This window comes from Mesorhizobium sp. M0663 (assembly GCF_040320585.1).
Lineage (GTDB): Bacteria > Pseudomonadota > Alphaproteobacteria > Rhizobiales > Rhizobiaceae > Mesorhizobium.
This window is the reverse complement of sequence record NZ_JAMYPX010000011.1, coordinates 80,406-92,797: the sequence shown is the minus strand read 5'-3', so window position 1 is coordinate 92,797 and position 12,392 is coordinate 80,406. Positions and strand designations below refer to the sequence as shown.

Sequence of the window (12,392 nt, the reverse complement as noted above, 5' to 3'; positions counted from 1 at the left end):
GTTCCTGGTGGCACCCAAGCTGCTGGCGGCCAAATCGCGCCGCTGCGCCAAATTCGGCTTATCGATAACGTTGTCGTGTTCGGGCGTCCTTACCTGCGGGCTGACGGCGGCGACTGCGGACTTGTCCATGTCGACGCCGATCCGGTCTACGTCAACCTCTCGGGCGTCTGCGCCGGCTGCCAGTTCGGGCCCATCATCATCAACGGCATGCGCCAGAGGCTCAATGAGGCGGTCGCACGCTCGCGTCATTCCGGTCAACTGAGGATCGCACATGAAACCTGTCTACCTCGACAACAACGCAACCACACGGGTCGATCCTGAGGTGGTGCAAGCGATGTTGCCGTTCTTTAGGGATCAATTCGGCAACCCTTCGTCGGCGCACGCTCTTGGCGCCTCAGTCAGTGCGGCGGTGAGAAAGGCGCGGAGGCAGTTGCAAGCTCTGATCGGCGCGGAGTTCGACGATGAGATCACCTTCACCTCGGGTGGGACAGAAAGCGACAATGCAGCGCTTCTTTCGGCGCTCGAGGCGGCGCCCAACCGAACCGAGATCGTGACGTCCGCGGTCGAGCATCCCGCCGTGCTTACGCTCTGCGCGCATCTTGAGAAGACCCGCCGCGTCAAGGTGCACAGGATTCCGGTGGATTGCCGTGGCCGGCTCGACCTCGACGCCTATATGGCCGCCCTCACCCCACAGGTGGCAATCGTCTCGATAATGTGGGCGAACAATGAGACTGGTGTGATCTTCCCCGTGGCCAGGCTTGCCGAGTTGGCCAAGGAAGTGGACGCCCTTTTTCATACCGATGCTGTGCAGGCGGTCGGCAAGCTTCCGATGGACCTGAAGTCGACCGCAATCGACATGCTGTCGCTCTCCGGCCACAAGCTGCATGGGCCGAAAGGGATCGGCGCGCTTTTCGTAAAACGTGGCGTCAATTTCCACTCGCTGATCAAGGGGGGCCACCAAGAACAAAACCGTCGTGCTGGCACCGAGAATACGCCCGGCATAGTCGGGCTCGGCATGGCGGCCGAACTCGCCTTGAAATTCATGGACGACGAGACCACACGGGTAAAGTCGCTCCGCGACCGTTTAGAGGACGGGATTCTCCAGCGCATCCCAAGCACCTGTGTCACTGGTGATCCCCTGGAACGGTTGCCCAACACCGCAAACATCTCCTTCGAACATGTCGAAAGTGATGGAATTCCACTTCTCCTCAGCCGCGTGGGCATCGCGTGTTCCTCCGGCTCCGCCTGCACCTCCGGCTCGCTGGAACCGAGCCATGTCCTGAGCGCGATGAAAACGCCACACGCGGCAGTCCGCTTCTCCTTGGCGCGGGACAACGGCGAAGCGGACGTCGACCGGGTGCTCGAGGTCATGCCGGCAATCGTGGAGAAGCTGCGTGGCTTTCCCAGTCCTGGGCCCGGTAGGCGAGGCGCCGAAGACGTTCAATCCGGTCTATGCCTGAGCGGCAGCAGAACAGGCTGCCGTTCATGACCCGTCATGTCTTTCTCAACGATACGACCTTGCGCGATGGCGAGCAGGCACCCGGCGTCGCCTTTACGACGACGGAAAAGCTGGAGATCGCCGAGTCTCTTGCGGCGGCCGGCGTCACAGAGATCGAGATCGGCACGCCGGTCATGGGCGCCGACGAGATCGAAACAATTCGCGCCGTGGTCGCGCGGTGTCTCCCGGTTCGGCTCATGGCCTGGTGCCGGATGACGTCGCTGGATCTCGATGCAGCGATCGAGAGCGGCGTCCACGCCATCAATCTATCGCTGCCTGCGTCGGACATCCAACTTGCCGCCAAGCTCGGCCTCGATAAGGCGGGAGCGCTCCAGGTCATCGAACGTATGGTCAGGCGCGCAGCCGCCGCCGGCTTCTTCGTCGCGGTGGGCTGCGAGGACGCCTCGCGGGCCAATCGGGATCATCTCGCCCGCGTCATCGAGACGGCTGCACGCGCCGGCGCAAGCCGCGTCAGGCTAGCCGACACAGTCGGCGTTCTCGACCCGTTTTCGACCTTCGAACTTGTCGCCCAGCTCGTGGCGCAGTCTCCAATCGACCTTGAATTTCATGCCCACAACGATCTCGGACTTGCTGCCGCCAACACGCTGGCCGCGATCCGCGCAGGCACGCGCCATGCCTCCGTCACCGTCCTGGGGCTCGGCGAGCGTGCGGGCAATGCCGCGCTGGAAGAGGTGGCCGCCGCGATGGCGGTCCTCGACGGCGCGAATACCGGCATCGAGCTGACCGCATTGCCCGACCTCGCCGCCCAGGTGGCTTGGGCCTCCCGCCGGCAGACCGCGGCCATTAAGCCGGTCGTGGGCGCCGATGTTTTCACCCACGAATCCGGCATTCACGTCGCAGGGCTGCTGAAGGACTCGCGTACTTATCAGGGGCTCGATCCGGCTCTCGTGGGCCGCTGCCGGCGTATAGTCATCGGCAAGCATTCCGGCGCCACTGCGATTGCCTATGTGCTGAGCGAAAGCGGTCGCGATCTCGACCCGGATCTGGCAGCCGCGATGGTGGCCCGCGTCCGGCGCGAGGCGACCGAGACCAAATCGACCGTCACTGCAACTCAACTGGTCGAGCTCTACGATGGAATGTGCAGCGAGGCATCCCTCGCGGAGCTGTGCGGGTCCAGGTCAGCCGTGCGCGAGCGCACCGACACCACAGTTTTCCGACCAGGGAGAATGCAATGAATTGTTCCGCTGACAGCCGCCCTATCGATGTCACCGACATCCTCGCACGACTGAAGCGCCTGTCGGCTGCGGAGGAGTTCTTCGCAGTCCTTGGCGTCTCCTATGACCCGAAGGTGCTGAATGTCTCGCGGCTCCATATCATGAAGCGCGTGGGCCAATACCTTGCCGAAGAAGATTTCTCCGGTCTGCCCGACCAGGTGATTGCCGCGCGGGTGCGCGCGACGCTCGAACGCGCTTACGAGGACTTCGCGGTTTCCTCGCCGCTCACCCATCGGGTCTTCAAGGTGCTCAAAGACCACGATCCGAACAAACCTGCCACGCCGGGCCGCACCTTTGTCCCGTTCGACTCTGTACTGAAGCGGTTCGGACAGGAATGACCGCGACACGGGTTGCGACGCGACAATGTCGAGAAGCCGACAAATCCAGTCATCACCAGGCGCCCTCAGAAGCAACCAAGCGAAGTTCTAGGAATAGGAGGCAGCGCAAACCAGTTGGCACGAATGATGCAAACCAAGGAGAATAACCGCCAAGCCCGCATCCGGACAGGAGCCTGGAGAAACCGCCAATGCACATCGTAATCTGCATCAAGCAGGTGCCGGACTCGGCACAGATACGGGTCCATCCGGTGACGAACACGATCATGCGCCAGGGTGTTCCGACTATCATCAACCCTTACGACCTGTTCGCCCTCGAAGAAGCCCTCAAACTGCGCGACGCCTATGGTGGCGAAGTCACCGTGCTCACTATGGGTCCGCCCATGGCAGAGGACGCGCTGCGCAAGGCGCTCGGTTACGGCGCCGACCGAGCGGTGCTCTTGACCGACCGCTATTTTGCCGGCTCCGACACGCTGGCTACCTCGTTCGCCCTTTCCCAGGCAATCGCGAAGGTTGGCGAGACGTTCGGCACGCCAGACCTCGTCTTCACCGGCAAGCAGACGATCGATGGCGATACCGCCCAGGTCGGGCCCGGCATCGCCAAGCGCCTCGGACTCCTGCAGCTGACCTATGTCGCGAAGATCGCCTCCGTTGATATTGCTGCGCGCGAGATCAAGGTCGAGCGCCGCTCCGAAGGCGGCACACAGATGCTGAAGAGCAGGCTCCCTTGCCTCATCACCATGCTGGAAGGCACAAACGAGATCCGCCGGGGCTCGATCCAGGACGCCCTGTGCGCCGCGCGCAGCCAGGTCTTGAAATGGAGTGCCGCCGACGCCGGCATTGAGGATCTCACCAAATGCGGCCTGCGCGGTTCACCGACCGTCGTCAAGCGCGTTTTCGCCCCTCCTGCGCGGGCGGAAAAGGCGGCAAAAATCGACACCGCCGAGATGGCCTTGCGCGATGTCGCTGACGAACTCATCACGGCAATCTTCACCCGCCAGCCGGCATTGGAACATGAGCTCGCCTTCAACGGCGGCGCGTGAGAGGGCAAGGATCAGACGATGGCGAACGCGAACCGAGAAACCCCTCGCCCTGCCGCCGGCCGTGCCGGCATAAAGAAGGAGCTGCCCGCGCATTTCAAGGACTACCGGCACGTTTGGGTTTTCATCGAGCTCGAACGCGGCCAGGTCCATCCCGTATCATTCGAACTGCTCGGCGAAGGCCGCAAGTTAGCAGACAAGCTTCAGGTCCAGCTTGCGGGCGTCGCGCTTGGACCGCCGGGAGAGGCCATCGGGAACGCCGTTGCCGAAGCGTTCGCTTATGGCGCCGACCTTGTCTACATCGTCGAGGAGCCGCTGCTCGCCGACTATAGGAACGAGCCTTTCACCAAGGCGATGACGGATCTGGTCGATACCCACAAACCCGAGATCCTTCTTCTCGGTGCCACCACACTCGGCAGGGATCTTGCCGGCTCCGTGGCGACGACCTTGCAGACAGGGCTCACGGCCGACTGCACCGAACTTGATGTGGATACCGACGGTTCGCTCGCCGCCACCCGTCCGACTTTCGGCGGTTCCTTGTTGTGCACGATCTATACGCTCAATTTCCGGCCGCAGATGGCGACAGTGCGACCGAGGGTCATGCCCATGCCGCAGCGGGCGGATAATCCGGTCGGGCGTGTCATCCGGCACAAGCTGTCGGTAGCCGAGGACGAGATCGTTACCAAAGTGCTGGGCTTCCTGCCGGATAGTCAGTCGGCAAAGGCAAATCTTGCCTATGCCGATGTCGTGGTTGCGGGAGGCCTCGGTCTAGGCGCGGCGGAGAACCTGCAGCTTGTGAAGAATCTCGCGCGAGCAATCGGCGCCGAGCACGGCTGTTCGCGCCCGTTGGTCCAGAAGAGCTGGATGCCAGCTGATCGGCAGATCGGCCAAACTGGCAAGACCATCCGGCCGAAGCTTTACATAGCGGCCGGGATTTCCGGCGCCATCCAGCACCGGGTTGGCGTCGAGGGGGCGGATCTCATCGTGGCCATCAACACCGACCCGAACGCGCCGATTTTCGATTTCGCTCACCTCGGGATCGTCACCGACGCGATCCGCTTCCTGCCCGCACTGACGGAAGCCTTCACCCGGCGGCTGTCGCCCCACAGTCGCGATAAGCTTGCGAGCTAAGGGATGGATATGATTGAGGAACAATTCGACGCCATTGTTATTGGGGCCGGCATGTCCGGAAACGCAGCTGCTTACACCATGGCCAGCCACGGCCTGAAGGTGCTGCAGTTGGAGCGGGGTGAATATCCGGGGTCCAAGAATGTCCAGGGTGCCATCATGTACGCGAACATGCTGGAGAAGATCATCCCGGACTTCCGGGACGATGCGCCTCTCGAGCGGCATTTGGTTGAACAGCGGCTTTGGGTGATGGACGACACATCCCATACCGGGATTCACTATCGGTCGGACGACTTCAATGAGGCGAAGCCCAACCGCTACACGATCATTCGTGCCCAGTTCGACAAATGGTTTTCGCGTAAGGTGCGCGAGGCCGGCGCGACGGTTCTTTGCGAGACGACCGTGACGGAACTCATCCGTGACGCCAAGGACAGGGTGATCGGCGTCCGCACAGACCGGGCCGGCGGAGCCATTTACGCGGACGTGGTCGTCCTCGCAGAAGGTGTCTGCGGACTCCTTGGCACGCGGGCCGGCCTGCGCGAGATGCCGAAGCCGCAAACCGTGGCGCTCGCCGTCAAGGAAATGCATTTCCTGCCCGAAGAGGTCATTGAGCAGCGGTTCGGCCTCAAAGGCGATGAAGGCTGCGTGATCGAGGCGGTGGGCACGACCTCCCGCAGCATGGCCGGGCTCGGCTTCCTCTACACCAACAAGGAGTCGATCTCACTGGGCATTGGCTGCCTCGTCTCCGATTTCGCCGCGATGGCCGAGAGCCCTTACGTCCTCCTCGACGCCTTAAAAAGCCATCCTTCGATCCGGCCGCTGATCGCCGGCTCGGAAGTGAAAGAATATTCCGCGCATCTCATTCCCGAAGGCGGCTACAAGGCTATTCCGCAGCTCTTTGGCGACGGTTGGGTCGTGGTCGGCGATGCCGCGCAACTGAACAACGCCATTCACCGCGAGGGTTCGAACCTCGCCATGACCTCCGGCCGCATCGCGGCTGAGGCAATCATCGAGGTCAAGAGCCGCAACGGTCCTATGACCAAACGGAATCTCGCCCTTTACAAAGCCATGCTGGACAAGTCCTTCGTGGTCAAGGACCTAAGGAAATACAAAGACATGCCGGCCTTGCTCCACACCAATTCCTGCAATTACTTCACGACTTATCCGCGGTTGATGTCGCAAGCCGCGCAGAATTTCATGCGTGTCGACGGCACGCCGAAGATCGAGAAGGAAAAGGCGACCACGGCGGCCTTCATCAAGGCGCGCTCGCGCTGGGGGCTGGTCAGCGACGCGGTCCGCCTTGCATTGGCGTGGCGCTGAGGGGAGACGAAATGACGATCGCAGTGACGAAGTCACGTGTCGAGGACAAGCTTTACCAGAACCGCTACTTGGTGGATTCCGGCCGTCCGCATATCAAAGTGCTACCGCACGAGAGGCCAAGCGCGAACTTGCTCGCGCTGACCCACGTCTGCCCGGCGAAATGTTATGAGTTGAACGACAAAGGTCAAGTGGAGATCACCGCCGACGGCTGCATGGAGTGCGGCACCTGCCGGATTTTGTGCGAGACCAGTGGCGAGATCGAGTGGAACTATCCACGCGGCGGCTTCGGAGTCCTCTTCAAATTCGGATGACCGAGGCACGCACCGTATCAACAGGGTCAATCTTGGTACACCTGAGGTCGGGACCAAGGCCAAGTCTATCTTTGCTGGAATCGCCTCGCAACGAAGAGAAGCTCGTGAATACTGTGCTTTCAGAATTCAGACCCAGATACAAAAGGAGGAGCACTCTGGACGACAACCCCTGAGGTGTTTCCATGGCTCACGTACCGCAAGATCGGGTCGACGAGGTAGCACCTCGGGATACCCGCCCTGAACCGCCCATCAAAAGCATGCCCCAAGCAGATATCGCGCTCAGGGGACTCTACGAGATATCGAAGGTGCTGACCGCCCCCAGCGAGCTGGAGATTACGCTCGCCAACGTCGTGAACATCCTGCCTTCGTTTCTGCAGATGCGTCACGGAGCAATCATCGTCCTGGACGCTGAAGGAGAGCCGGAGATTGCCGCAACTGCCGGCAATACCCACGCACCTCAATCAGGCACTCGCCGCGTCATACCACAGGCCGTAACAGATCAAATCGTCGCTACGGGGACGCCGCTCTTAATACCGGACGTCCGCAAGTCCCAACTATTTCAGGCTGACCTTCAAACGTCTTCGAGCAGCGGCACCATCCCAATTGCCTTTATCGGCATCCCGCTAAAGGCTGATCATAAGATCCTTGGGACATTGTCGATCGACCGCGCCGGAGACGGCGCCACCGACTTTCGCGACGACGAGGACACATACTTCCTGACGATGGTCGCCAACCTTGTCGGCCGGACCATCCGTCTCCATCGCACCCTGAGTACAGATCGTCAAAGGTGTGTCCCTGAGCAATGGAGACCGGAGAAATCGCCCAACGAGGGGAGAACCTACGACCCTGCCCGGCATGCGGATGCCAAAATCGACGGGATCATCGGGGAAAGCCCCGCACTCAAGCAGGTGCTCGAAACCGTCTCGGTCGTAGCAGGGACCAATTCCACCGTGCTTCTGCGGGGTGAAAGCGGCACCGGCAAGGAATTCTTTGCGCAAGCCATCCATAAGCTCTCACGTCGGAGGAAGAAGTCTTTCGTCAAATTGAACTGCGCCGCACTGTCTGAAAGCGTTCTGGAGTCAGAACTGTTTGGGCATGAAAAGGGCGCTTTCACGGGTGCTATCTCCCAGCGCGCCGGTCGTTTTGAATTGGCAAATGAGGGAACGCTGCTACTTGATGAAATCGGCGAGATTTCGCCGGCCTTTCAAGCCAAGCTGTTGCGTGTCTTGCAGGAAGGCGAGTTGGAGCGAGTCGGCGGCACCAAAACGCTACAGGTCGACGTGCGCCTCATATGCGCCACCAACAAGGACCTCGAGACGGCCGTCATAAAAGGGGAGTTCAGGGCCGACCTTTATTACCGCATCAATGTGGTGCCAATTATCCTGCCTCCGCTCAGAGAGCGACCCGGCGATATTCCACGCCTTGCGAACGCCTTCCTCAATCGATTCAACAAGGAGAACGATCGCGCACTCGCCTTCGCGCCGTCGGCGCTTGACCTGATCTCGCAATGCTACTTCCCTGGTAACGTCCGCGAGCTGGAGAACTGCGTCCAAAGGACGGCCACACTTGCGCGTTCAAGGACGATCACGCCATCCGATTTCGCCTGTAAGAAGAGCCAGTGCCTTTCCTGGCTCCTCTGGAAGCGAGTCGACCGCTCGAATGGCGGCAATACCATCGACGATCTCGCACGGGTCAACGCAGTGCCGGTCGGATTGCGGCTGCCGGCCAGTCGCATCGGTGCCTCCGCAGGCAACGTATCTCCCCTTGCGGCCGGCGATCCAAACGATCCCGCTTGTCCCCCGCGTCTGACGGAACGCGACCGGCTGATCGACGCGATGGACAAGGCCGGTTGGGTTCAGGCCAGGGCGGCTCGTATCCTCGGCCTCACGCCGCGGCAAATCGGCTACGCGCTGCGCCGGCATGGTATCGAGGTGAAGAAATTCTAGACGTCGTGATGACGTCAAACGTAAGCCCGGAGTAGTCTCCCTCACACCCTTCGCGCCCAAGGCTGGTAGCCTTCGCGACCCGATTTGCTTGTCCACTGTCGGAAGCCCGACAAAGGTGTGTCGGAGTAATCCGACGGAATCCGACACGAAAGCCAATTCGTGAACCAAAACCGCTCTTTGAGCTGGCATAGCTCTTGCGGTTCGAACTGCGACATTCACCCAGCAACGGAGCCGTTCGATGTCCGCACCGGCAATTTCGCTTGAGAGCCTCAGCACGACATTCGGTGACCAGTTGCTTGCCACCGTGAAAGCCGGTGGCTGCGCGTCTTCGTCCTGCGGCTCGTCGATAAAGCCGGACGACACGGATCCGGCTATCTGGGAGAAGATCAAGGATCACCCCTGCTTTTCAGAAGAGGCGCATCACTATTTCGCGCGCATGCACGTCGCGGTCGCGCCCGGCTGCAATATCCAGTGCAACTACTGCAATCGCAAATATGACTGCGCCAACGAAAGCCGGCCTGGGGTGGTCTCCGAAAAGCTGACACCCGACCAGGCGCTACGCAAGGTGGTCGCGGTCGCCAACGAGGTGCCGCAACTCTCCGTGCTCGGCATCGCCGGACCGGGCGATGCCTGTTACGACTGGAAGAAGACGAAGGCAACGTTCGAACGAGTTGCCAGGGAAATCCCAGACATCAAGTTTTGCATCTCCACGAATGGGCTCGCGCTGCCGGACCATGTCGATGAGCTTGCCGACATGAATGTCGATCACGTGACGATCACCATCAACATGGTCGACCCTGAGGTCGGTGCAAAGATCTATCCTTGGATCTTTTACGACCATCGCCGCTACGTCGGCATCGAAGCCGCCCGGATCCTGCACGAGCGGCAGATGTTGGGTCTGGAAATGCTGACCGCGCGCGGCATCCTCACCAAAATCAATTCAGTGATGATCCCCGGCGTGAACGATGAGCATCTGATCAAGGTGAATAGATGGGTCAAAGAGCGAGGCGCGTTTCTGCACAACCTCATGCCGCTGATTTCGGACCCGGCGCACGGCACGCACTACGGACTGAGCGGGCAACGCGGCCCAAACGCAATGGAGATGAAGGCTCTTCAGGATCGTGTCGAAGGCGGCGCCCAGTTGATGCGCCACTGCCGGCAGTGCCGGGCAGATGCCGTCGGCCTGCTCGGTGAGGATCGTGGCCAGGAATTCACACTCGACCGGATTCCCGGCGAGGTCACCTTCGATGCCAGCAATCGCAAGGCCTATCGGGAGCTGCTCGCGGAGGAGCGCCGTGATCACGTGGCGGCTAGGAGAGAAGCGATCGGATTGGTCAAGGCAGCGAGCCCCGGCAAGTCCCTTCTCTTCGCGGTGGCGACCAAGGGCGGCGGCCGCGTCAATGAACATTTCGGCCATGCGAAGGAATTCCAGGTTTATCAAGCCTCGCCGAGAGGGATCAGTTTTGTCGGGCATCGCAAGGTCGAGCAGTATTGTCTCGGCGGCTGGGGCGGAGAAGCCGCCCTCGATGGCGTCATCGCTGCGCTTGAGGGCATAGATGTCGTGCTGTGCGCCAAGATCGGAAACTGCCCGCAGGATCAGCTCGCCGACGCTGGAATCCAAGCCACCGACGCATATGCCCACGACTATATCGAGACCGCAATCAGCGCGATTTACGCGGCCGCGTCTGGGACCCCCGCACTCGCGGCGACGGCCTGAGCGCGTCTCATCCATTCGGACCAGGAGTTAAAATGGCTTTCAAGATCATCGCATCCCAATGCACCCAATGCGGCGCCTGCGAATTCGAGTGTCCCTCCGGCGCGATCAAGTTCAAAGGCGAGAGCTATGTGATCGAGCCGCAAAAGTGCACCGAGTGCGAGGGGGTCTTCGATGCGCAGCAATGTGCCTCGGTATGCCCGGTGCCGAAGACCTGCGTTCCTGCGTGACGAACATTGGGCTGCCGACATGGTCGGGGATGCCTTCGCAGGAGGCCTGGAACGCCTTTGTTCACAATCTGCAGCCTCAAGAGAAATCAGGGAACGGACATGTCGCTCGGACGCGAAGAGGAGGTCGAAATCCGCAGGCCTCCACGATTCATACCGGGAGAGCGGGTACGTGCCACTCGCCACATAAAAAATGACGGCACCTATCCTGGCAGGGAGATCGGCGAAAATCTCGTGCGGAAGGGCGACGAGGGATATGTGCGCGACATTGGCACCTTTCTCCAGCAGTTCTTCATCTATGCGGTCGAATGGATCGACCGTGGCACCGTCGTCGGCATGCGAGCGCGTGAACTGATGAGCCTCGACAAAGCCGAGGCGCCCTGCAGTGCTGAAAACAATACCAATGAAGGGACGGCCAGATGAAAGTCATGATCCGCAGGACCGATGCTGGCTTGTCGGCGTATGTCCCCAAAAAGGACCTCGAAGAGCCGATCATCAAGCTTGAGAAGGAAGAGTTGTGGGGCGGAACTGTGACGCTCAGGAACGGGTGGCGGCTCCTCCTACCCGATCTTCCACGGGATACGCGTCTGCCGATCACCGTCGAGGCAAGGAAGGTTTCCGAAGAGGACTGATGCTGCCCGTTCATAAGGTGCGTCGCGAGGAAACGAGCATGAACACGATCCTGACATCGGGCCACCTGGTCATCGTGCGGGACAGTTTTGCCGAAAAGCTGCTTGACCTGGCGAAGGAAGCGCTCGCCGCCGATCAGGTGATCCCCTATCTCGGTCCGGGTCTTCTTGGGTTCAACTGTGCGGAACCGCCTGTGCCGCATACGCCCGAGGTCGTTGCCGCGGCACTCAATGCACGGGCGCCAGCCCCTTCCAGGATCCGCACCAATATGTGGTCGGTTGCGCAGTTCATCGAACAGCGCCGGCATCGCCGGACGCTTCAAGCTTGGATGACCGACATATTCGCAGCGCCGGTGGCGCCGACCCTCCTCCACGCCTGGCTCGCAAGGCTGCCGCTCTCCCTCATCGTCGACAGCTGGTACGACGGCGCGATGCGCACGGCTCTCGTAGAGACCGGCCGAACGGACGTCGTTGAGATACAAGGCGTCACGCGGGCGAACGAAATCCGGGACATTTGGACGAAAACCTACGATCTGTCCGGGAGGGAACTCGACCCCCGATCGGGGGCAAAGACGGTTCTCTATACACCTCACGGGAGTATTAGGCCGGCGCAAAACTTTCTCGTCGCAGATTCCGACTATGTCGAAGTCCTGACCGAAATCGATATCCAGACACCGATCCCAGACGTGGTGAAGGAAGGGCGCATCACCCGTGGATTTTTCTTCGTTGGCTGCCGCTTCAACGATCAGATGCTGCGCACCTACGCCAGGCAGATCATGAAGCGCTCCCGAGGTCCACATTGCGCGGTAATGGACGCGGAAACGCTGACCAGAAACGAAGCGCGTTTCCTTTCGGTAAGCGGAATCACGGTGATCGACATGCCAGTAAGTGAAGCCGCGGCTCGGCTTATAGGAACGGGCACTGCTGCAGGTGGTGGACAGGATTAACAATGGCGGGCCCCTTTGATGATTGGTCCTTCGGCTTGCCTCGAAGGCGCAAAATGCAGTCG

General features: G+C 60.8%; 14 protein-coding genes. All 14 read left to right on the top strand.

Going from position 1 to position 12,392, the window contains the following annotated elements:
* Positions 1–75 precede the first annotated feature (75 nt).
* The 14 genes from NKI54_RS19865 to NKI54_RS19800 all read left to right on the top strand — a co-directional run bounded on the left by NKI54_RS19865 (position 76) and on the right by NKI54_RS19800 (position 12,330).
* Positions 76–321 carry a NifU family protein gene (locus tag NKI54_RS19865; protein WP_352692226.1) on the top strand — a complete coding sequence of 82 codons (246 nt, stop codon included), beginning with the start codon at positions 76–78 and terminating at the stop codon, positions 319–321.
* A complete protein-coding gene (nifS, locus tag NKI54_RS19860; protein WP_352692225.1) occupies positions 272–1,489 on the top strand; it encodes a cysteine desulfurase NifS in 1,218 nt (405 codons plus the stop codon). Before NKI54_RS19865 ends, nifS begins: the two co-directional genes overlap by 50 nt.
* Entirely contained in the window at positions 1,486–2,694 is a 1,209-nt protein-coding gene (gene nifV / locus NKI54_RS19855) for a homocitrate synthase (RefSeq protein ID WP_352692224.1), read from the top strand. The genes nifS and nifV overlap by 4 nt, the downstream gene beginning before the upstream one ends.
* Positions 2,691–3,071: a nitrogenase stabilizing/protective protein NifW gene (nifW, locus tag NKI54_RS19850; protein WP_352503026.1), complete on the top strand. Its 381-nt coding sequence runs from the start codon at positions 2,691–2,693 to the stop codon at positions 3,069–3,071. The genes nifV and nifW overlap by 4 nt, the downstream gene beginning before the upstream one ends.
* Before the next feature lie 188 nt (positions 3,072–3,259).
* Positions 3,260–4,111: an electron transfer flavoprotein subunit beta/FixA family protein gene (locus NKI54_RS19845; RefSeq protein WP_352692223.1), complete on the top strand. Its 852-nt coding sequence runs from the start codon at positions 3,260–3,262 to the stop codon at positions 4,109–4,111.
* An 18-nt stretch (positions 4,112–4,129) separates the two neighbouring features.
* Positions 4,130–5,239 (top strand): electron transfer flavoprotein subunit alpha/FixB family protein, encoded by a 1,110-nt coding sequence (locus tag NKI54_RS19840; RefSeq protein WP_352692222.1) that lies wholly within the window; start codon positions 4,130–4,132, stop codon positions 5,237–5,239.
* Between the two features lie 9 nt (positions 5,240–5,248).
* Positions 5,249–6,556: an FAD-binding protein gene (locus NKI54_RS19835; protein WP_352692296.1), complete on the top strand. Its 1,308-nt coding sequence runs from the start codon at positions 5,249–5,251 to the stop codon at positions 6,554–6,556.
* Positions 6,557–6,567: 11 nt separating this feature from the next.
* Positions 6,568–6,867: a ferredoxin family protein gene (locus NKI54_RS19830; RefSeq protein ID WP_352480510.1), complete on the top strand. Its 300-nt coding sequence runs from the start codon at positions 6,568–6,570 to the stop codon at positions 6,865–6,867.
* 182 nt (positions 6,868–7,049) lie between these two features.
* Positions 7,050–8,813: a nif-specific transcriptional activator NifA gene (gene nifA, locus NKI54_RS19825; protein WP_352692221.1), complete on the top strand. Its 1,764-nt coding sequence runs from the start codon at positions 7,050–7,052 to the stop codon at positions 8,811–8,813.
* A 238-nt stretch (positions 8,814–9,051) separates the two neighbouring features.
* Positions 9,052–10,530 carry a nitrogenase cofactor biosynthesis protein NifB gene (nifB, locus tag NKI54_RS19820; RefSeq protein ID WP_352692220.1) on the top strand — a complete coding sequence of 493 codons (1,479 nt, stop codon included), beginning with the start codon at positions 9,052–9,054 and terminating at the stop codon, positions 10,528–10,530.
* 32 nt (positions 10,531–10,562) lie between these two features.
* A complete protein-coding gene (locus NKI54_RS36510; protein WP_023678248.1) occupies positions 10,563–10,757 on the top strand; it encodes a 4Fe-4S dicluster domain-containing protein in 195 nt (64 codons plus the stop codon).
* A gap of 99 nt (positions 10,758–10,856) precedes the next feature.
* Positions 10,857–11,177 (top strand): nitrogen fixation protein NifZ, encoded by a 321-nt coding sequence (locus tag NKI54_RS19810; protein WP_352639920.1) that lies wholly within the window; start codon positions 10,857–10,859, stop codon positions 11,175–11,177.
* Positions 11,174–11,386: a putative nitrogen fixation protein NifT gene (gene nifT / locus NKI54_RS19805; RefSeq protein WP_023678250.1), complete on the top strand. Its 213-nt coding sequence runs from the start codon at positions 11,174–11,176 to the stop codon at positions 11,384–11,386. Before NKI54_RS19810 ends, nifT begins: the two co-directional genes overlap by 4 nt.
* A gap of 38 nt (positions 11,387–11,424) precedes the next feature.
* Positions 11,425–12,330 (top strand): SIR2 family NAD-dependent protein deacylase, encoded by a 906-nt coding sequence (locus NKI54_RS19800; protein WP_352692219.1) that lies wholly within the window; start codon positions 11,425–11,427, stop codon positions 12,328–12,330.
* The last annotated feature ends 62 nt before the right edge of the window (positions 12,331–12,392 follow it).

Coding starts and splice junctions, on each gene's coding strand:
- nifW (WP_352503026.1), top strand. CDS start 2,691: ATGAATTGTTCCGCTGACAGCCGCCCTATCGATGTCACCGACATCCTC.
- NKI54_RS19830 (WP_352480510.1), top strand. CDS start 6,568: ATGACGATCGCAGTGACGAAGTCACGTGTCGAGGACAAGCTTTACCAG.
- nifV (WP_352692224.1), top strand. CDS start 1,486: ATGACCCGTCATGTCTTTCTCAACGATACGACCTTGCGCGATGGCGAG.
- NKI54_RS19840 (WP_352692222.1), top strand. CDS start 4,130: ATGGCGAACGCGAACCGAGAAACCCCTCGCCCTGCCGCCGGCCGTGCC.
- NKI54_RS19800 (WP_352692219.1), top strand. CDS start 11,425: ATGAACACGATCCTGACATCGGGCCACCTGGTCATCGTGCGGGACAGT.
- nifB (WP_352692220.1), top strand. CDS start 9,052: ATGTCCGCACCGGCAATTTCGCTTGAGAGCCTCAGCACGACATTCGGT.
- NKI54_RS19845 (WP_352692223.1), top strand. CDS start 3,260: ATGCACATCGTAATCTGCATCAAGCAGGTGCCGGACTCGGCACAGATA.
- NKI54_RS36510 (WP_023678248.1), top strand. CDS start 10,563: ATGGCTTTCAAGATCATCGCATCCCAATGCACCCAATGCGGCGCCTGC.
- NKI54_RS19835 (WP_352692296.1), top strand. CDS start 5,249: ATGATTGAGGAACAATTCGACGCCATTGTTATTGGGGCCGGCATGTCC.
- NKI54_RS19810 (WP_352639920.1), top strand. CDS start 10,857: ATGTCGCTCGGACGCGAAGAGGAGGTCGAAATCCGCAGGCCTCCACGA.
- nifA (WP_352692221.1), top strand. CDS start 7,050: ATGGCTCACGTACCGCAAGATCGGGTCGACGAGGTAGCACCTCGGGAT.
- nifT (WP_023678250.1), top strand. CDS start 11,174: ATGAAAGTCATGATCCGCAGGACCGATGCTGGCTTGTCGGCGTATGTC.
- nifS (WP_352692225.1), top strand. CDS start 272: ATGAAACCTGTCTACCTCGACAACAACGCAACCACACGGGTCGATCCT.